Origin of the sequence: Streptomyces sp. NBC_00986 (genome assembly GCF_045162565.1) — a bacterium.
GTDB lineage: Bacteria > Actinomycetota > Actinomycetes > Streptomycetales > Streptomycetaceae > Streptomyces.
Map to the genome: position 1 here is coordinate 4,476,984 of NZ_CP108733.1, position 19,686 is coordinate 4,496,669.

Genomic DNA, 19,686 nt, shown 5'->3' on the forward strand with positions numbered 1-19,686 from the left:
CGGTTGTCCATCGCGCCACCAAAAGGGGTGAACGGTCGTAACTTTCCCGTGCGGTTCGCGTTCGGTCGCGCTAAGAGATCAATCGCGCACGCAACGTCAGGCCGCGGTCGTGCCGTCGCTACGGGTCCGTAGCGACGATGCCGTCACGTCGTGGGGACGCTACCGTCGCGTCGTCGCGACGGCACCGTCACGTCGCCGCCAACTCCCGCCTGGCCGCCCTGCGTCGGGCCGCGACCTGGGGATCGAGGGCCGGTACGGCGGCCAGGAGCTGCTTCGTGTACGGGTCCTGGGGAGCGTCGTAGACCTCGTCGGCGGGGCCTTGTTCAACGATTCTCCCGCGTCGCATCACCGCGACCCGGTCGCTGACCTGGCGGACGACGGCGAGGTCGTGGGCGACGAACACGAGCGCTAGGCCGAGTTCGCGCTGGAGTTCGCCCAGCAGGGCGACGACCTGCGCCTGGGTGGTGACGTCGAGCGCGGAGACCGGCTCGTCGCACACGATGACGCGCGGGTCGGCCGCGAGCGCCCGTGCGATGCCCACGCGCTGGCGCTGGCCGCCGCTGAACTCGTGCGGGTAGCGGTCGTAGTGCGCCCCTTCGAGCCCCACGCGCTCCAGGAGTTCGTGTACGCGCCCCCGGATGGTCTCCTCGTCGCGTTCTCCACGCGCGCGGAGCGGGTCGGCGATCGACTCGCCCACGCTGCGGCGGGGGTTGAGGGAGGAGACGGGGTCCTGGAACACCATCTGGACGTCGGGGCGTACGCCGCCGCCGGGCTTGATCTCGCCGGCCGTCGGCTTCAGGAGCCCGACCAGCATCCGGCCCAGCGTCGTCTTGCCGCTGCCGCTCTCGCCCACGATGCCGAGGGTCTCGCCCCGGTGGATCGTCAGCGACACGTCGTCCACGGCCGCGAACGCCCGCTTTCCGCGCCCGAATTCACGCCGCAGGCCCGTCGCCTCCAGGACGACCTCCGCGGGCGCCGAGGACGCCGCTGAGCGGGCGCGCGGCGCGTCCACGCGCGGGACCGCGCCGAGCAGGTCGCGAGTGTACGGCTCGGTCGGTGCCCCGAGGACGGTGCCCACCGGCCCGTGTTCGACGGCCCGCCCGTGCCGCATGACCAGGATCTCGTCGACGCTCTCGGCGGCGACACCCACGTCGTGCGTGACGAGCAGCAGTCCCAGGCCGGTCTCCTCGCGCAGCGTGTGCAGCAGGTCGAGGATCTGCGCCTGGACGGTCACGTCGAGCGCGGTCGTGGGCTCGTCGGCGATCAGGAGGTCGGGCTCGCACGCCAACGCCATGGCGATCAGGGCGCGTTGCCGCATGCCGCCGCTGAACTCGTGCGGGCGCGAACGGGACCGCCGTGCCGCGTCCGGAATGCCGACCCGGTCCAGTACGTCGACGGCACGCGCGCGTGCGGCCCGACGGGACACGCGCGTGTGCACCCGGTAGACCTCGGCTATCTGGTCGCCGATCGCGTAGTACGGGTCCAGGGACGACAGCGGGTCCTGGAAGACCATCGCGGCCTTGCCGCCGCGCAGCCGGTGCAGGTCCGCGTCGGACGCCTCCTGTACGTCGATGCCGGCCACCCGCACCGAGCCGCCGACGTCGGCGCCCGTGCCGCGGTGCAGCCCCAACAGGGCCGAGGCGACCGTGGACTTGCCCGAGCCGGACTCGCCGACCAGGCCCAGCGCGGCGCCCTTCTCCAGCCGGAAGGAGAGCCCGTCCACGGCACGCAGGGACCCGAACCCGACCGTCAGGTCGGTGACTTCCACCAAGGCGTCCACAGGACTCATGCCAGTACCCGAGCTCATGCGAGCACCACCCGTCGGTCGGCCACCGCGTACAGCACGTCCGCGACGGCGTTGGCGATGACCACGAAGAAGCCGATGACCAGGACCATGCCGACGACCACCGGCAGGTCGACGACATTGACGGCGTGGACGAGTTCCTGTCCGATGCCGGGCAGCCCGAAGAGCGTCTCGGTGAGCACCGCGCCGCCGACCGCCGAGCCGACGTTGTTGGCGTTGAGCGCGATGATCGGCGCGAACGCCCCGCGCAGCGCGTGCCGCCCGATGATCGACCGCTCCCCCACGCCGTACGCGCGGAAGGTGCGGATGTGGTCCTCTGCGAGCGTCTCCAGCATCGACGCCCGGGTGAGCCGGGCGAACGCGGCGGCCTCGATGAGGGCCAGGGAGAGCCAGGGCAACAGCAGGTTCCAGGCCCACTGTTCGGGGTCGTCGGTGAGGGCGACGTACTGCGGGAAGGGCAGCAGTTGCAGCTGCCCGCAGACGACGATCATCAGCACCAGGCCGATCACGAACACCGGGGTGGCGACACCCGCGAGCGTGATGCCGGTCAGCAGTCGCTCGGTGAACCGGCCGCGCCGCCACGCGGACAGGACGCCCGTGCCGACGCCGAGGATCAGCCACAGGACCATCGCGCCGAACACGAGGGACAGGCTGACCGGCAGCTTCGACAGGATCAGCTGCGTGACCTGCTGGTCGCCCTGGTACGACAGCCCGAGGCAGGGCGCCGAGCAGTGCTCCACCGAGGTGCCCGTGGAGTAGTCCTGGCCGACGAGGATGCCCTGGAGGAAGTGCCAGTAGCGCAGGTACAGCGGGTCGTCGAGCCTCAACTGCTGGGCCACCTGGTGCACTTGCTCCGGGGAGCAGCGCGGGCCGCAGGTGATCTGGGCGACGTTCCCGGGGGTGACGAAGAAGACGACGTAGACGATCACCGAGATGGCGAGCAGGGTGATCACGGTGCCGATGCCGCGGCGCAGGACGAAGCCTCCGAAGCCGCTCATGCCGGGTCCTCCTTCTCGCCGCTCGTATTGACCGCATTGACGCTCGGGTCAACTGTTGACTGACCGGAGTTCCCGTCCGCCGTCGCCTTCTTGGCGCTCGCGTCCGCCTTGGCCTCGCGCTTGCGGCCCGTGCCGATACGCAGGCGGGAGGCCGCGCGCGGGTCGAGGGCCGTGCGGATGCCGTCGCCCAGGACGGTCAGCGCCAGGACGGTGACGAAGAGGGCGCCGGCGGGCAGCAGCAGGTACTGCGGGGCGGCCTGGTACCAGACGTCGGCGGCGGTGAGCATCTGTCCCCAGGAGGGCGTCGGGGGCTTCACGCCGACGCCGAGGAAGGACAGCGCGGCTTCGGTGGTGATGTTGATCGGTACGAGGAGCGCCGCGTAGGTGATGACGGGCGCGGCCAGCCCGGGCAGCAGTTCGCGGCGGGCGATGCGCCAGGTGCCCCAGCCGCTGAGCCGGGCGGCGGAGACGTAGTCGAGTTCCTTCAGGGTGAGCGTCTGGGCGCGCACGATCTTCGCGATGTTGCCCCAGGCGATGAGCCCGATGACGAGCGCGACCAGCAGAGGGCGCGGGAAGCTGCTGGGCACGATCGCGAGCAGCGCCAACGACATGATCATCAACGGCATCGCCACGATGATGTCGGTGATCCGGCTCAACAGTTGATCAACCCATCGACTGCCGAGTGCGGCGGCGACTCCGATGACGACCCCGATGGTGACCTGCACGACGGTCGCCCCGAGGGCGACGCCGAGCGAGACCCGGGCGCCGTACGCGAGCCGGGCGAACAGGTCGCGCCCGGTCTGCGGTTCGACGCCGAGCCAGTGGTCGCCGGTGAGGCCGCCGAAGGAGCCGGTCGGCACACCTCCGCGCGCGGAGTCGATCAGCGAGGGGTGGTAGGTGAACGGGTCCTGGTCCTCGACCGCGGTGAGCAGCGGCGCGGCGAGCGCGACCAGGACGAGCAGGGCGACGACGGCCGCCGCGACGAGGGCGGCGCGCTGCGCACGCAGCCGCCGCCAGAACTGACGGGCCCCCGAGACCGCCGGGACGGAGAGGTCCGTCCCGGCGGTCTGGGAGGCGACAAGTGCCTCGCTCATGGGGTTACTTGACCGCGACCTGGGAGATGTCCAGGACGCCGGTCCAGTCGCTGATGACGACGTTCCTGATGTCCTTGCCGACCAGTCGCTTGTAGACGGGGTGGAACAGCGGCACGGTCAGGGCCTGCTCGCCGATCTTCTTGTCCAGTGCACCCCACCGCTTGGCGGCCTCGTCAAGATTCGTCAACTTGTTGATCGCGTCAATCTCGTCATTGACCGACTTGTCGTTGAGCATGCCGGTGTTGAAGTTCGCGCCGTCCTTGACGATCTGGCGGCCGTCGAAGATCGGGGCGAGGAAGGGACCGCCGGAGGGCCAGTCGGCACCCCAGTGGGCGAGGAAGAAGCCCGGCTCGGTCTTGACGCTGTGGATCTTGTCCTTGTAGTCGTTGATCTCCAGGCCCTGGAGCTTGACGGTGATGCCGGCCTTCTTGAGCGCGTCCTGGATCGCGGTCGCGATCTCGGGGCTGGTCTCGAAGTCCTTGTCGTTGGAGTGCGTCAGCGTGACCGTGATCCCCTTCGGGTAACCGGCCTCCTTGAGCAGCTCCTTGGCCTTCGCCGCGTTGCCGGACGCGCCCGCCGGGAAGAGGTCGTAGGGGTCGTAGCCGAAGGACTTCTGGTTCGGCAGGAAGGTGGTCGCGGCCTCGGCCAGCGACGAACCGCCCGCCGCGTTCACCACCGACGAGCGGTCGATGGCGTACGAGATCGCCTGCCGCACCTTGGCGTTGTTGAACGGCGCGACCTTCGGGTTGAACGCGATGTAGTTCGTGTAACCGAAGTGCCCGGTGCCGACGCGCGCCGCGAGCTCCTTGTCGCCGGTCACCTTGGCGAGCTCGGCGGGACCGAGGTTGGTGTCGGTGGTGACAGCGGCGGCATCGGCCCCCTGGGACGCGGACAACCGTTGGTTGATCACGGACGAGTCGAGCCCCGACTTCACGTCGATCTTGTCCGGGTAGGCCTTGCGCTCGGCATCCGTCGCCGTGGACCAGTACTTGTTGCGCTCCAGGACGATCGTCTCACCGTCGTTCTGGTTGCTGACGACCTTGTACGGGCCGGACGAGACCGGGTGCTCCTCGTACTTCGTCCCGGTGTCCTTGCCCTTCGGGACGGGCGTGAACTGCGTCTGCGTGGCGAGGTACGGGAACTCGCCCTCGGGCTTGTTCAGGTGGAAGACGATGGTCCGGCTGTCGGGAGTCTCGATCGCGCTGAGCCCCTTCTTGTCCTTGTACGGCCCCTGGTAGTCGGCCGCGCCGACCAGCCAGTCCCGCAAGTAGGGCGCGCCGCCGGAGAGTTCGGGGGCGAAGGAGCGCTCGATGCCGTACTTGATGTCGGCCGAGGTGATCGCCGTACCGTCCTCGTACTTGAGGCCCTTCTTCAGGGTGTACGTCCACACGGTCGCGTCCTTGTTCGGGCGCCCGGTGTCGGTGGCGAGGTCCGGGACGACCTTGGCACCGGCCGCGCCGTTCTCGCGGTTGCGGGTGGTGAGCGTACGGAAGACGAGGGAGGGGACGTTGCCGCCGCCGGAGGTGTACAGGCGGGCCGGGTCGAAGTCCTCCTGGGGCTGCGCGTTCAGGACCGTGAGCGTGCCGCCCTTGTGGGGCGTGGAGTCGCCACCGGAGCCCTTGGCATCGTTGTCCTTCGGCCCGCAGGCGGCGGCGCCCGCTGCCACGGCCAGGCTGACGGATGCCACGGCCACGCGCCGGGCTATGACGGACGGTTGACGCATCGGAATGACGACCTCTCGAGGGGGGACCTTCGAGGATCTTTCGCGGATCTCGCGCAGATCTCTCGAATAGTGAGACGGATGGACGAGGAGTGAGACGGAAGTGAACAGCCGTCTGCCCCGGCGTCAGGTCGTCGAGAAAGCCCTGCCGAAGTCACACGGGCAAGAGCGTGGTGGTGCGGGTCGCGACACGAACGCCAGGGGCGGTGTTCAGCGACAGAGGATGTCGGCCACGCAGAGCGGGGTCACGCCGATGAGCGCCAGCTCGATGGCGGCGCGGTTCGGGACATGACTAGACCACATGCGCAAAAATATGATGGAAGTTGCGGCTCGTGTCAATGTGACATAAGCGTCGCCCGTCAACTGCCCGGGTACGGCCAGGGGTTCGCCAGGCAGTGGATCCCGTCATGGTCGAGGAACTTGGTCTGCTGCTGCATGACCGGAGCCAACTCGCCGTCCTTGTCGCAGGTGACGTGGCCGTAGCCGAGGCGATGACCGACTTCGTGGTTGATCAACATCTGCCGGTACGCGTACATCTTGTCCCCATATGTCGACGACCCCTGCGCCCATCGATACGCGTTGATCATCACGCGTTCGGTGGCCGCCGAGTCGCACGACACATTGTCCTCGGTGGTGTCGAGCCCGGACTTGGCGCACCACGTGGCGGTGGTACCAGGACTGGCGAGGGTGATCACGAAGTCCGGTTTGCCCGTGTAGATCCGCTCGAAGGTACGGGCGCCGTTGTGGGCCCAACTCCGCTTGTCGTTCAGCGTCTTCTGCACGGCCTGCGCGAAGAGCGTCCCGTCGAGCCCGAGCCCCTGCTCCACGTCCACGCGGTACGTGTACTTGCGCCCCTTGCCGGGCGCCTTGTCGACACCGGGCACCGCGTCGAACTTGTCCGGCCCCTTGAGCTTCGCGCTGAGCGGGTACTTCTTGTCCATCTTCTGCGCGTACGTCAGTGCCACCAGGCGCGGCGAACTCGACGGGCGGGCCTGCGGCGAGGCCGACTCCCTGGCATCCCGGGCCCGATCGGTCGCCGCCTGCGACCGCGCCCCGTCGCTGTCACCGTCCTTGGCGACCTGCCCGGCCACGATGACGGCCAGCACGGTGGTGACGGCGGCGGCCGCGATACCGGTGTACGTCCGTCCCTTACGGCCCTTGGCGGGCGCGGAGTCAGGACTGGCGGGGGTCGCGTCGTCGGCGTCGGCGTCGCTCTCGGGGGTCCAGGTGGTGACGGAGCCGTACGGGTCGGAGGGGTGCGTGGCGACCTCGGTCCGGGGCGCGAAGACATCGTCGCCGTCCGCGTCCGCTTCGAAGGCGTCGACGTAATCCTGCCGAGGACGAGGCCCACGACCGGCCTGCCCGCCTCGCCCGGGACCGGTTTGGGGGGCCTGCCGCTGCCGCGGGATGGGCAACCCCGGGCCCGAACCGGCGCCGGGGGTCTGGGGCATCCCGGGTGCGCCGGGCGAGGCGTGCGAAGCGCCGGGTCCCACACCGCCCCGCCCCCTCAACTCACCCCAGGCACCCCCGGATTCAGGCTGCTCGGGATGCCCGGCACGCGCGCGTGGAGTGCCATCGGGCAGCCGCGAGACACCGCGCGCGGGAGTGCCATCGGGCAGCCTCGGAAACCCATGGGCCGGAGTGCCGTCAGGAAAACGGGCAGTGCCGGGCGCGGAGGCACCGTCCGGCGCACGCGGAACACCACGAGCCGGTGTGCCATCAGGCAGCCTCGGAAACCCATGGGCCGGAGTGCCGTTGGCCAACCGGGGAAACCCATGGGCCGGCGTGCCGTCCGGAAGCCTGGGAACGCCGTGCGCCGGAGTGCCGTCAGCGGAACGCGGCACCCCCTGCGCCGACCAGCCATCCGGCAAACGCGGCACCCCGCGCGCGGGAGTGCCATCAGCCGCAGGACCACCCCCGAAGAAACGCGGCGACCCATGAGCCGGGTTCCCGTCAGGAAGGCGCGGCCCACCTTGAGCGGGCGGCTGCCCCTGAAAACGCGGTGCCCCGTGAGCGGGAGTCCCCTCTGGGGGACGCGGCCCACCTTGACCGGAAGGCTGGCCCTGGAAGCGCGGTACGCCGTGAGCGGGTGTCCCGTCCTGAGGGCGCGGCCCGCCTTGAGCCGGCGACTGACCTTGATAGCGCGGCACCCCCTGAGCGGGAGTCCCGTCCGCGGAACGCGGCGCACCCTGCACGGGAGGCGACCCCTCGAAGCGCGGCACTCCATGAGCCGGAGTCCCACCCCCGAAACCCGGTACACCGTGAGCCGGAGTCCCGTCCTGAGGACGCTGCCCACCCTGAACCGGCGACTGACCCTGGAAGCGCGGCACCCCCTGAGCGGAAGTCCCGTCCGCAGGACGCCGTGCACCCTGCTCGGGCGACGCCCCCTGATAGCGCGGCACCCCGTGGGCCGGAGTCCCACCCGGAAAACCCGGCACGCCATGCGCCGGAGCCCCACCCTGGGAACGCGGCCCCCTCTGGCCAGCCGCCGCCCCCGGTACCCGCGGAACTCCCCGCGCACCCGTGCCGTCGTCCCCGCCCGACCCCGGTATCCCCCGATCCGGAGTCCCGTCCGGAAGCCTCGACGCCCCGTATCCCGGAGTCCCGTTCCCCGAAGACTGCTGCTGGCCAGGTATCACCCCAGGCCCAGAACCAGGAGCCCCAGGCCGGCTGCCCTGCCCCCTCTGTGACTCCCTGGCCCCCTGAGCCCCCCGAGTCCTCGGCATCCCCTGAGCGTCCCCAAGCGCGTCCCCAGACGCGCCCCGCGCACCTGTCCCGCCCTTCCCCACCTCTGTACCCACGTCCGCGGCGTCACCCTTCGCAGGGGACCTACGGCGACTATGGCGTCCCACGTCGCCCCCTCAACTCCCCGCGTTCGTATCGTCGTTGCCATCGCCCCCGGCACCGGAGCCGGATCCCGTGCCCGCTCCCGCGCCGCCGGCATCACTCACCGTACTCACCGAACCGCCGCCCCGGGACCCCCGCGTACCGCCCACGCCACCTCGGCCGAAACCATCCGCCTCGACAGCACGACGTCCCCGCACGGGACCGGCATCGGCGGCGCTTTCCGCACCGGAGCCTGCCGACCTCCCCGGTTTCCCGAACTCTCCCTGCTCCCCCAACTCCCCCGCGTCCGCGAGAAGTTCACGGAACGCCGCCGCCACCGTCTCCGGGTACTCCATCATCGCGACGTGTCCCGCGTCCGGCAGGGACAGCAGGCGGGAGTCGCGGAAGGTGCGGGCCGCGCGCCGGGCCATGCGGTAGCCGACGAGCTGGTCTCGGCCGCCGTAGACGAGGAGGGTGGGGGCGAGGACGCGTTCGGCCTGGCGCCAGAGGCCGTGTTGGCCGCCCAGGGTGTACGCGTTGACGATGCCCCGGGAGGAACGGGCCATCGCGTCCCAGAAGTACGGCAGTTGGAGGCGCCGCTCCAGCTCCTCGACCGCGTACCGGAACGCCTCCGGGGTCACCATCCCGGGATCGCCGTAGCAGAGGCCGAGGACGCCACGGACGCGCTGTTCGGCAGTCCACTCCCTGCTGATGCGGGTGAACAGGGACGCGATCCCCGGGACGCCGAGCAGCGCCGTCGGCACCGCCGAGCGCTGGACGCGGATCTCCGGCAGGGCCGGGGAGATCAGCGTGAGCGTACGGACGAGGTCCGGGCGCACCGCGGCCACGCGCGTGGTGATCGCGCCGCCGAGCGAGTTGCCGAAGAGGTGCACCGGGCCGCGCTCGGCCGCGTCGAGGTAACGGATGACGGCGCGCGCGTGCCCCGTGACGGAGTAGTCGCCGTCGTCCGGTGGCGGGGAGTCGCCGAAGCCCGGCAGGTCCAGGGCCTCACTGTCGACCAGGCCGTCGAACTCGGCCATGAGCTGCGACCAGTTCTGCGAGGAACCGCCGAGCCCGTGGACGTACAGCGCGGGCGGCAGCCCTTCGCGCACCGCCGCTCTCGACCGCACCGTCAGCGTGATCCCCGGCAGCCCGACCGACCTGAGCCGCTCCCCCTCGCCGACCCTGACGGGCGCCACCTTGGGGAGCACGCTGGCGGCCGACACGGAAGGCAGCTCTGTCGAAGACATGCGGCAATGTTACGAGACGATCACGCAATGGCTCGTGTGTTCGCCATCACAAGCACTGTGACGGCCCTACGACCGACAGCCCTGCGACAGCTCTACGGCGTCCGCCATGGCACCCCTGCCCGCTGTCTCCTAGGCTCAGGACGTAGCAGGAAGGGAGCCCGCCATGACCGTCGACCCCAGCGATCCGGAGACGTTCGAGGACGAGAGCGACACCCCGTTCGATGTCGAAGCCCCCGAGGACGACCCCACCGACGAACAACCGACCGACCTCGACCCGGCCAAGGCCAACGAGGCCGATGTCGCCGAACAGGCCCGCGTCGTCGCCCTCGACGAGGACGACTACCGGTGACCTCGACCGGCCCCTTCAGCAAGCGGACCAGTAGGCGATCCAGCAGGCGGACCGCGCCCCTTCAGTAAGAAGAAGCCACTTACCTCCGACCACCCGCGACCTCTACATCCCCTTCTAGGGGCATTCGCACGGCTTTCACCATCGTCCGGTACGTGAAATTCTGCGCTCGCACCGCGCACACCACGGTTACCGAAAAGTACGATGGCGGCGCGGCGCTCACCGCATGAGGACGACATTTGGGAGGCGGCGTGACAGCCATCGAGCAGACAGAGGCGGCGCGCCCGCGGGGCACCCGCCTGCCGCGCCGTGCCCGACGGAACCAGCTGCTGGGCGCCGCCCAGGAGGTCTTCGTCGCGCAGGGCTACCACGCGGCCGCGATGGACGACATCGCCGAGCGCGCCGGCGTCAGCAAGCCGGTGCTCTACCAGCACTTCCCCGGCAAGCTCGACCTCTACCTCGCTCTCCTCGACCAGCACTGCGAGTCACTGATCCAGGCGGTGCGCACCGCGCTCGCGTCGACGTCGGACAACAAGCAGCGCGTCCGGGCGACCATGGACGCGTACTTCGCGTACGTCGAGGACGACGGCGGCGCCTTCCGGCTGGTCTTCGAGTCGGACCTGACGAACGAGCCCGCCGTGCGCGAGCGCGTCGACAAGGTGACGAACGAGTGCGCCGAGGCGATCTGCGACGTCATCGCCGAGGACACCGGCCTGTCGCGGGCCGAGTCGATGCTGCTGGCCTCGGGGCTGGGCGGTCTCGCCCAGGTCGTCGCCCGCTCCTGGCTGCACAGTGACCGCAGCGTCCCGCGCGACCAGGCGGTCCAGCTGCTGGCCTCGCTGGCGTGGCGCGGCATCGCCGGTTTCCCGCTGCACGGCAACGAACAGCACCACTGACCGCCGTAGACCGACATGAAGGCCGCGCGAGCCATGGCGGCCGTTTGTTCCCACACGCTGTTCGCTCTTGGCGTTCCGGCGCGGAACATCTACGTCCCCTCGCCGGGCTAGTGTGTGCTGCGTACGGCGCGGAAGATCGCGCACTTTGCTGACCGTCGGAGGGACATAGCCGTGGAGGTCAAGATCGGCGTGCTGCACACGCCTCGCGAGATCGTTCTGGAGACCGGTCAGAGCGCCGAAGAGGTCGAGCAGGCCGTGGCCGAGGCGCTGACCGGGAAGGCTCCGCTGCTGAGCCTGGTGGACGAGCACGGCCGCAAGGTCCTCGTCCCCGCCGACCGGCTCGCCTATGTCGAGCTCGGTGAGGCGGCCCCGCGCAAGGTGGGCTTCGGCGCGCTGTAGTCGCGAACGGACGAGGGGCCCGGTGACCGTGGAGGTCACCGGGCCCCTCGCGTTTCCGCCGCTGTTCTTATCTGCGTTTTCACCACAGATGGAGCACAAGTCACCCACAGGGGAGGATTGCATTCCGCAGGTCACGGGTATGACCGGCTACGACCGCACAACGACGCCGGCCGTGGGAGGGACCCCCCGTGATGATCCTGGAAGCGCTCGGCTCCGCTGTGCTGGGTGTGCTGCTCGCCTGGGCTGCCACACACCGGCTCGCACACCGTCTGCCGACCCGCCCCCTGGTGTTCTCCACGGGCGTCGCCGGAGCCCTTTTCGGTGACTTCGTCACCCACAGCGCGCTGGGCCCCGGCAGCGGCCTTGCGAGCCTGCTCGGCGCCGCGGTCGTCTCGGCGGCCTCGCTGTCGCTGCTCCTTCGACCCTCGCGACGCCTCCGGGGACGATCCGCCCCCGCATAGCCGTGGTTAGGCGGCGAGCCCCAGTGCCGCCATCCGCTTGGTGTGCGCCTCGGTGATCCGGGAGAACATCCGGCCCACCTCCGCGAGGTCGAAGCCGTCCGCCACACCGCCCACGAGCATCGTCGACAGGGCATCCCGGTCGGCGACAACCCGCTGGGACTGCGACAACGCCTCACCCATCAACCGCCGTGCCCACAGGGCGAGTCGGCCCCCCACGCGCGGGTCAGCGTCGATCGCCGCGCGTACCTTCTCCACGGCGAAGCTGGCGTGCCCCGTATCGTCGAGTACCCCGAGCACCAGCAGGCGGGAGTCCTTGTCGAGGCGGGCGGCGACCTCGCGGTAGAAGTCGCTGGCGATCGAGTCGCCGACGTACGCCTTGACGAGGCCTTCCAGCCAGTCCGAGGGCGCCGTCTGCTTGTGGAAGCCGTCGAGCGCGGCGACGAACGGCTGCATCGCGTCGGTCGGCTCGGCGCCGATCTCCGTGAGCCGGTCCCTGAGCTGCTCGAAGTGGTGGAACTCGGCCGACGCCATCTTCGCCAGCTCCGCCTTGTCCGCGAGCGTCGGCGCCAGCTTGGCGTCCTCCGCGAGCCGCTCGAACGCCGCCAGCTCGCCGTACGCGAGCGCGCCGAGCAGGTCCACGACCGCGTTGCGGTACTGCGGGTCGACGGAGGCCGTGGCCCAGTCCTGGGCGGCGACTCCGGTGGGTTCGGCGGGCGCGTCGGAGGCGTTGTCAGCGGTCGTCATGAAGCGCACAATAGCCCGCTCACAGCACGGCGGAAGTCCCTGGTCAATCAGTGTGACGACGACAACGTGACCAAATCGGCCAACGCATGTGCGTGATTCCGGGGTATGGTGGTAATGCGCCCGCCGAGTATTCGCCGGGCCGCACGAATGAGGATGCCCGGTCGGTGGCCCGATCGGCTCCGACCCGACAGCCCTCCTCGCCCGTACGGCACGTTGCGTACGTCGTTCGGAGGGGGACCCTCAGCGGTTCGAGCGCTAGAGCGTCGGCAGTGGTCCCGTGCAGTACGGCTTGCCCTCACGGGTTGTCCGTAAGGCAGCCGACGTCCCCGGCACGGTCCTGACACGACCCCCGCGCTCGCCTCGCACCGCGCACACAGAAGAGGCAGCACCCTGACTACTTTCCGAGAGCTCGGAATCCTTCCCGAGACCGCTGAGGCCCTTGAGGCCGTCGGTATCGTCTCCCCCTTCCCGATCCAGGAGATGACGCTCCCCGTCGCCCTTTCCGGCACGGACGTCATCGGCCAGGCCAAGACCGGCACCGGCAAGACGCTGGGCTTCGGCCTCCCGCTCCTGGAGCGCGTGACCGTCCCCGCCGACGTCGAGGCCGGCCGCGCCAAGCCCGAGCAGCTGACCGACGCCCCGCAGGCGCTCGTCGTGGTCCCCACGCGCGAGCTGTGCACGCAGGTCACGAACGACCTGCTGACCGCGGGCAAGGTGCGCAACGTCCGCGTCCTCGCCATCTACGGCGGCCGGGCCTACGAGCCGCAGGTCGAGGCGCTCCGCAAGGGCGTCGACGTCGTCGTCGGCACCCCGGGCCGCCTGCTGGACCTGGCCGGCCAGAAGAAGCTCGACCTCAAGCACATCAGGTCGCTCGTCCTGGACGAGGCCGACGAGATGCTCGACCTGGGCTTCCTGCCCGACGTCGAGAAGATCATCAACTTCCTTCCGGCCAAGCGTCAGACGATGCTGTTCTCGGCGACCATGCCGGGTGCGGTCATCGGTCTCGCGCGCCGCTACATGTCGCAGCCCACGCACATCCGCGCCACGTCGCCGGACGACGAGGGCGCGACGGTCGCGAACACCAAGCAGTTCGTCTACCGCGCGCACAACATGGACAAGCCCGAGCTCGTCGCCCGCATCCTGCAGGCCGAGGGCCGGGGCCCGGTCATGGTCTTCTGCCGTACGAAGCGCACGGCGGCCGACCTCGCCGACCAGCTCCAGCAGCGCGGTTTCGCCTCCGGCGCGGTCCACGGCGACCTCGGCCAGGGCGCCCGCGAGCAGGCGCTGCGCGCGTTCCGCAACGGCAAGGTGGACGTGCTCGTCTGCACCGACGTCGCCGCTCGCGGTATCGACGTCGAGGGCGTCACGCACGTCATCAACTACCAGTCCCCCGAGGACGAGAAGACCTACCTGCACCGCATCGGCCGCACCGGCCGCGCGGGCGCCAAGGGCATCGCGGTCACCCTCGTCGACTGGGACGACATCCCGCGCTGGCAGCTCATCAACAAGGCGCTGGACCTCGGTTTCCCGAACCCGCCGGAGACGTACTCCACGTCCCCGCACTTCTTCGAGGAGATGAACATCCCCGCGGGCACCAAGGGTGTCCTGCCCCGCTCGGAGCGCACGCGCGCCGGGCTGGCCGCCGAGGAGGTCGAGGACCTCGGCGAGACCGGCGGCCGCGGCGGCCCGCGTGGCCGGGGCGGTCGTGGTGGCCGCGACGGCGGTCGTGACAGTGGCCGTGACGGCGGCAGGGGCGGTCGCGACAGCGGTCGTGACAACAGCCGCGACGAGTCCCGTTCCGCCGACACCGAGCGCGCGGCGCGCACCCCGCGCCGCCGCCGTCGGACCCGCAACGGCGCCCCGATGGAAGGGACTTCGGCGGCTACGGCCGTGACGTCGTCCACTCCGGAGGAGACCGCGCTGGCCGCCTCCGAGGACACCGCGACCCGCACCCCGCGCCGTCGTCGCCGCACGCGCAACGGAGCGGCGGGAGAGCAGCTGCCGGCCACGGCAGTCACCTCCACGCCCGCATCCGAGGTCGCGGAAAGCGCCGTGGCTTCGGCTGAAGGTCCGGCCCTGGACGCTCCGACGACGTCTCGTCGCCGCCGTACGCGGAAGTCGGCGGAGCCTGCGGTCGCCGCGGTCGAGGCCGAGGTCGTGACGCCGGTGGTCGTGACGCCGGTGGTCGAGGCCGCCGTGGTCGTGACGCCGGTCGAGGAGACCAAGCCGCGCCGCCGGACCCGTAAGGCCGCTCAGGCCGCGGAGCCGGTCGAGGCCGCAGCCCCCGCTGCTGCCGAACCCGCCGCCGTGGCCGCGGTCGACACGGCCGAGGCCGTCGAGGCCAAGCCGCGTCGGACCCGGGCGCGGAAGACCGCGGCTCCGGTGGAGACGGTCGAGGTCGTCAACACGGTCGAGGCCGTCGAGGAGACCAAGCCGCGTCGCCGTACCGCGACCCGCAAGGCCGTCGCCGACATCCCCGCCCAGGTGGTCGAGGAGCAGGGCAGCGCCGTAGAGACCACTCCCCGGCGCCGTACCCGCAAGGTCGCGGAGCCGGTGGTGGAAGCCGTGGAGACGCCGGTCGTGGCGGAGACCAAGCCGCGGCGGACCCGGAAGACCGCGGCTCCGGCCGAGGTCGTCGCCGTGGACACCGCCGAGGCCGTCGAGGCCAAGCCGCGTCGGGCCCGGAAGACGGCCGTTGCCGTCGAGGCACCGGCGGAGGTCGTCGAGACCAAGCCGCGTCGCACTCGCAAGGCCGCGGTCGCCGCCGTGGACACGGCCGAGGCTGTCGAGAGCAAGCCGCGTCGGGCCCGGAAGACGGCCGTTGCCGTCGAGGCACCGGCGGAGGTCGTCGAGACCAAGCCGCGTCGGACCCGTAAGGCCGCGGTCGCCGCCGTGGACACGGCCGAGGCTGTCGAGGCCAAGCCGCGTCGGACCCGGAAGACGGCAGCCGCCGCCGAGATCCCGGCCCAGGTGGCCGAGGAGGCGGAGGCCAAGCCGCGTCGTCGTACGACCCGCAAGGCCGCCGAGGCCCCGGTCGTCACGGAGACGGCGGAGGCGCCCGAGGCGAAGCCGAGGGTGCGCCGTCCGCGCAAGGCCGCGGTGGCAGCTGAGGCCACCGAGAGCTGACCAAACCAGTAACGCCGATGGCCCGGTCCACTTCACGTGGGTCGGGCCATCGGCGTTCCACCAGCTCGTTAACCCCGGTTACACCCTCCCGTCCCCATCCCGCTCAGCCTCGCCGGTTAACCTCGACCCATGAGCAAGCCGCCCTCCTTCACCCCGCCCCCCGGCGCTCGCGCGTACCCGCTGCGGACCGCTCGCGGTGAGTTCGCCGTCGTGGACTCGCCCGTGGGCGACGGTGTCGAGGCGAAGGGGGTCGCTCTGTTGCTGCCGGGGTTCACCGGGAGCAAGGAGGACTTCAACCCCTTGCACGAGGCGTTCGGCGCCCGCGGGTACCGGTCCGTGGCCGTGGACGGACGGGGCCAGTACGAGTCGGACGGCCCGGTCGAGGACGAATCCCCTTACGCCCAGGACGAGTTGGCGCGGGACGTGCTCGCGCTGGCCGAGACCGTGGGCGCGCCCGTGCATCTGCTCGGGCACTCCTTCGGCGGGCAGGTCGCGCGGGCCGCCGTACTGCTCGACCCCACGCCGTTCGTGTCGCTGACGCTCATGGCGTCCGGGCCGGCGGAGATCTCGGCCTCCCAGCAGCAGCGCGTGAAGCTGTTGCGGGACGCGCTCGCCGTGATGTCGATGGCCGAGGTGTGGGACGCGATCCAGGCGATGGAGGCACCGGAGGAGACCGAGACCGGCGGCGGGCTGGACGAGGGGCTCGACGACCGGGCCGACCTGCGCCGCCGCTGGCTGGGCACCAAGCCGGCTCAACTCCTCGCCGCGGGACGCCAGTTGTGCGTGGAGCCGGACCGGGTGGCCGAACTGGCCGCGGTCCCCCTCCCCGTCCACGTCCTGTCGGGTTCGCGCGACGACACCTGGCCGGTGCCGCTCCTGGACGACATGGCCGTACGGCTGAAGGCGCGGCGGACGGTCATCGCGCGGGCCGAGCACTCACCGAACACGGACCAGCCGGCCGCGACGGCCAAGGCCATAGCCGACTTCTGGGACGTCACCGCCCCCTAGGGGATCAGTACTGCGTCTGCAGGTGCTCCCAGAACCCGTCCCGCAGCGCCCGCCGCAGATCGGCCTGCCCGCGCAACGAGTACTGCAGCAGCCCTTCCGCCTCGACCAGCAGGTCCTGGTCGACGGACCCCGGCAGATACGGATGCCCGGGCAGCAGCTCGACCAGCGCCTCCCTCCCCCGCGCCGCGAGCCACTTCGCCGCGATCTGCGCGCCCACGAAGCGGACGTCGTCGCGGGTGGGCCGGGTGGCGGCGGCTTCGTAGACGGCGGACGCGCGCCGGGAGACGTACGGCTTGAAGAAGTCGAGGTCGAAGGTGCGCTGGCTGTCGACCTCCCAGAGGAGCGGCTCCGCCTGGTTACGGCCCTCCGGCGCCTCGATGCCCCACAAGTGGACGCGGGCGCCGTACCCTTGGGCCGCCTCGACCGCCGAGACCAGGTCCTCGTCGCCGCCGATGAGGGCCGCGTCGCTGATGGCGCGGTGCCGGGCGAGGGACTCCAGGTCGGAGCGGATGAGTGAATCGACGCCCTTCTGCTGGTTGTTGGCGTTGAGATTGCCCAACCGCACCTTCACGTCCGGGAGTTCGGCGATGGCCTGCTGCTCGGCGGTGTGGATCCGCCGCCGCGCACCGTCGTACCAGTAGACCCGCAGCAGTCGACTGTCCGCGAAGATGGTCCGGGCCTTGTCGATGAGGGCCTCGATGAGGCCCTCGGTGTCGAGGTCGAAGGTGCGTCGGTCCTCGGTCCCTGAGACGAGCCGGCCCGCGGCTGCATACAAATACCCGGCGTCGACGAAGATCGCATGCGTCGAGGGCGTCTTCGCCACTTCGGCGAGCATGCGCTGCAGCAGCTCGTTCGTGCGGTCGATGCGGGCACTGAGGGCCGCGAGGTCGTCGTTCATCGCCTCCATTGTCCCGGCGGTCACGCTGCGAACACAACCGGTCCCGGTCAGTCTCGCGGCGATCTCTTACCGGTCAGTAATTAGGCGTTCGAAAAATTTCCTTAGCGTAGGGAATGTTTGTAACACGCATCCCGTTGACTACATCAGTAACCAAGTAGTTCTCCTCAGGAGGATGACCAGACGAAGGGAGAAGCCATGCGCTTCGAAATCATGCGTCTCGACGAGGTCGACGGCACCACCGTGGACAGCACCGTCGTGGACGCCGCCTCCGTCAATCGGATCGTGCAACAGGCCGCCGCCATTGGACAGCGCCTGTGGATCCGCCCCGCCGAGACCAAGGCCTCGTAACACTCAAGGCCGAGCAACATGTACGACGTAACACCTACGACGTAACACTGACGACGTAATACCTACGACAGAGCCCGCGGCCCTTGTACGGATCGCGACCACACTTCAGGACCCCCGTACGGCACCGACGCCGTGCGGGGGTTCTGCGTTGCGCCAGGCACCGGGGGCTCAACTCGCGCGAACGACCTGGGTGATCCCGTTGATGATCTGCTGCACGGCGATGGCGGAGAGCATCATCCCGGCGAGCCGCGTGACGAGCACGACCCCTCCATCCTTGATGACCCGGATGATCAGCAGCGAGTACCGCATCACCAGCCACAGCACGACATGGATGGCGAGGATCGCCGTCCACACCGACACCTGCGTGGCCACACTGTCGGCCTTCTGCACGGCGAGGATGACGGACACGATCGCACCGGGCCCGGCGAGCAGTGGCATGCCCAGCGGTACGAGGGCGACGTTGACGTCCTTGGTCTGCTTGGGCTCGTCGGTCTTGCCGGTGAGCAGGTCGAGCGCGATCAGCAGGAGCAGCAGCCCGCCCGCGATCATCAGCGCGGGCACGGAGACATGCAGGTAGTCGAGGATCTGATGCCCGAGCAGTCCGAAGACGGTGATCACACCACCCGCGACACACACGGCCTGGAAGGCCATGCGCTTCTGCACCTTGGACGGTCGTCCGGCGGTCAGCGCGAGGAAGATCGGGGTGATCCCAGGGGGATCCATGATGACAAAAAGGGTCAGGAAGAGGGAGCCGAAGACGGCGACGTCGAACATGGGTGAGCCACGAGCCTTGCAGGTGAGAGTGAGCGGAGACGAACGGACGGAGGCGGGGGTCAGACTCCGCCGGCCCCCGGCACCGGGAACGCCCCGGTGGCGCGCCGCGTGATCTCGCCGTACACCTCGGGATCGGTCGTGTACTCCCCGAGCTGCACGCTCTTCCGGCTCCCGTGATAGTCGCTGGACCCGGTGGCCAGCAGCCCGAGCTCCTTGGCGAGCCCCCGCAACCGCACCCGCGTCTCGGCATCGTGATCCATGTGCTCGACCTCGATCCCGTCGAGCCCGGCGGCAGCCATCTCGGCGATGGCGGCTTCGGGCACGGTATGCCCGCGCTTGCTGGCGCCGGGGTGCGCGAACACGGTCACGCCCCCCGCAGCCTTCACCAGCCGAATGGCCTCAAAGGGATCGGTCTCATGCTTGGCCACATGAGCGCGCCCCCCGTCGGCGAGCCACTCCACGGTGAACGCGTCGTTCACGGTGGGCACAACGCCCAACTCGACGAGCGCGGTGGCGACATGAGGCCGCCCGACGGACCCTTCCCCGGCGATCCGGGCAACCTGCTCCCAGGTGACCGGCACCCCCAGTTCCTGAAGCCGTCCCACCATCGCCCGAGCCCGAGGCACCCGATCGTCCCGAACCAGCTCCCGCTCGGCGAGCAGAGCCGGCTCCTCCGGGTCGAAGAGATAAGCCAGCATGTGCATGGACACCCCGTCGATCCGACAGGACATCTCGGCCCCGGTGACAAGAGTGAGCCCCGAGGGCAACGCGCCGATCGCCTCGGCATACCCCCGACTGGTGTCGTGATCGGTCAACGCAACAACATCCAGCCCAGCAGCCCCGGCGTTCCGCACCAGTTCAGCGGGCGAGTCCGTACCGTCCGAGGCCGTGGAGTGGGTGTGCAGATCGATACGCACGCGCAGACTCCAAACAGCAACGACTCAACAAGGGACCACTCAAGGGTAACGGCATCCCAGGGGCCCCTTCGAACACG

Annotated in this window: 18 protein-coding genes; 7 read left to right on the forward strand and 11 right to left on the reverse strand. The window is 70.3% G+C overall.

Annotated elements, in window-relative coordinates:
* Nucleotides 1-187: 187 nt before the first annotated feature.
* The 7 genes from OG504_RS19275 to OG504_RS19305 all read right to left on the reverse strand — a co-directional run bounded on the left by OG504_RS19275 (nt 188) and on the right by OG504_RS19305 (nt 9,692).
* Entirely contained in the window at nt 188-1,789 is a 1,602-nt protein-coding gene (locus OG504_RS19275; protein WP_405990922.1) for a dipeptide ABC transporter ATP-binding protein, read from the reverse strand.
* Between the two features lie 14 nt (nt 1,790-1,803).
* Entirely contained in the window at nt 1,804-2,802 is a 999-nt protein-coding gene (locus OG504_RS19280; protein WP_405990923.1) for an ABC transporter permease, read from the reverse strand.
* Nucleotides 2,799-3,896, reverse strand: a complete 1,098-nt coding sequence (locus tag OG504_RS19285) for an ABC transporter permease (RefSeq protein ID WP_405990924.1) — start codon at nt 3,894-3,896, stop codon at nt 2,799-2,801. The genes OG504_RS19280 and OG504_RS19285 overlap by 4 nt, the downstream gene beginning before the upstream one ends.
* A 4-nt stretch (nt 3,897-3,900) precedes the next feature.
* Nucleotides 3,901-5,619: an ABC transporter substrate-binding protein gene (locus OG504_RS19290; protein WP_405990925.1), complete on the reverse strand. Its 1,719-nt coding sequence runs from the start codon at nt 5,617-5,619 to the stop codon at nt 3,901-3,903.
* A 207-nt stretch (nt 5,620-5,826) separates the two neighbouring features.
* Nucleotides 5,827-5,919, reverse strand: coding sequence for an Ms4533A family Cys-rich leader peptide (locus OG504_RS19295; protein WP_317773309.1), 93 nt, complete (start codon nt 5,917-5,919; stop codon nt 5,827-5,829).
* Nucleotides 5,920-5,975: 56 nt separating this feature from the next.
* The gene (locus OG504_RS19300) at nt 5,976-7,496 is read right to left on the reverse strand and encodes a DUF3152 domain-containing protein (protein ID WP_405990926.1); all 1,521 of its coding nucleotides are present in this window, start codon (nt 7,494-7,496) and stop codon (nt 5,976-5,978) included.
* A 981-nt stretch (nt 7,497-8,477) separates the two neighbouring features.
* The gene (locus OG504_RS19305; RefSeq protein WP_405990927.1) at nt 8,478-9,692 is read right to left on the reverse strand and encodes an alpha/beta fold hydrolase; all 1,215 of its coding nucleotides are present in this window, start codon (nt 9,690-9,692) and stop codon (nt 8,478-8,480) included.
* A 163-nt stretch (nt 9,693-9,855) separates the two neighbouring features.
* Here OG504_RS19305 and OG504_RS19310 point away from each other — a divergent pair, with 163 nt between their 5' ends.
* The 4 genes from OG504_RS19310 to OG504_RS19325 all read left to right on the forward strand — a co-directional run bounded on the left by OG504_RS19310 (nt 9,856) and on the right by OG504_RS19325 (nt 11,794).
* The gene (locus OG504_RS19310; RefSeq protein ID WP_405990928.1) at nt 9,856-10,041 is read left to right on the forward strand and encodes a hypothetical protein; all 186 of its coding nucleotides are present in this window, start codon (nt 9,856-9,858) and stop codon (nt 10,039-10,041) included.
* A gap of 248 nt (nt 10,042-10,289) precedes the next feature.
* Nucleotides 10,290-10,934: a TetR/AcrR family transcriptional regulator gene (locus tag OG504_RS19315; RefSeq protein ID WP_366489710.1), complete on the forward strand. Its 645-nt coding sequence runs from the start codon at nt 10,290-10,292 to the stop codon at nt 10,932-10,934.
* Nucleotides 10,935-11,105: 171 nt separating this feature from the next.
* A complete protein-coding gene (locus OG504_RS19320) occupies nt 11,106-11,333 on the forward strand; it encodes a DUF3107 domain-containing protein (RefSeq protein WP_019072095.1) in 228 nt (75 codons plus the stop codon).
* A 191-nt stretch (nt 11,334-11,524) separates the two neighbouring features.
* Entirely contained in the window at nt 11,525-11,794 is a 270-nt protein-coding gene (locus OG504_RS19325; RefSeq protein ID WP_327407088.1) for a hypothetical protein, read from the forward strand.
* Between the two features lie 6 nt (nt 11,795-11,800).
* Here OG504_RS19325 and OG504_RS19330 read toward each other — a convergent pair whose 3' ends face one another.
* Nucleotides 11,801-12,538 (reverse strand): ferritin-like fold-containing protein, encoded by a 738-nt coding sequence (locus OG504_RS19330; RefSeq protein ID WP_033282009.1) that lies wholly within the window; start codon nt 12,536-12,538, stop codon nt 11,801-11,803.
* Nucleotides 12,539-13,018: 480 nt separating this feature from the next.
* Between OG504_RS19330 and OG504_RS19335 the strand changes: the two genes are divergently transcribed.
* Both OG504_RS19335 and OG504_RS19340 read left to right on the forward strand, forming a co-directional pair.
* On the forward strand, nt 13,019-15,664 hold the full coding sequence (locus OG504_RS19335; RefSeq protein WP_405990929.1) for a DEAD/DEAH box helicase: 2,646 nt from the start codon (nt 13,019-13,021) through the stop codon (nt 15,662-15,664).
* Between the two features lie 129 nt (nt 15,665-15,793).
* A complete protein-coding gene (locus OG504_RS19340; RefSeq protein ID WP_405990930.1) occupies nt 15,794-16,672 on the forward strand; it encodes an alpha/beta fold hydrolase in 879 nt (292 codons plus the stop codon).
* 4 nt (nt 16,673-16,676) lie between these two features.
* Here the strand turns inward: OG504_RS19340 and OG504_RS19345 are convergent, their stop codons facing one another.
* Nucleotides 16,677-17,570, reverse strand: coding sequence for an NYN domain-containing protein (locus OG504_RS19345; RefSeq protein ID WP_033282007.1), 894 nt, complete (start codon nt 17,568-17,570; stop codon nt 16,677-16,679).
* Between the two features lie 195 nt (nt 17,571-17,765).
* Between OG504_RS19345 and OG504_RS19350 the strand changes: the two genes are divergently transcribed.
* Nucleotides 17,766-17,918, forward strand: coding sequence for a hypothetical protein (locus tag OG504_RS19350; protein WP_019058373.1), 153 nt, complete (start codon nt 17,766-17,768; stop codon nt 17,916-17,918).
* A gap of 168 nt (nt 17,919-18,086) precedes the next feature.
* On the opposite strand, the gene OG504_RS19355 is transcribed toward OG504_RS19350, so the two are convergent.
* Both OG504_RS19355 and OG504_RS19360 read right to left on the reverse strand, forming a co-directional pair.
* Nucleotides 18,087-18,692, reverse strand: a complete 606-nt coding sequence (locus tag OG504_RS19355; protein ID WP_033282006.1) for a MarC family protein — start codon at nt 18,690-18,692, stop codon at nt 18,087-18,089.
* Nucleotides 18,693-18,751: 59 nt separating this feature from the next.
* Nucleotides 18,752-19,609 carry a PHP domain-containing protein gene (locus tag OG504_RS19360; protein ID WP_405990931.1) on the reverse strand — a complete coding sequence of 286 codons (858 nt, stop codon included), beginning with the start codon at nt 19,607-19,609 and terminating at the stop codon, nt 18,752-18,754.
* Between the last annotated feature and the right edge of the window lie 77 nt (nt 19,610-19,686).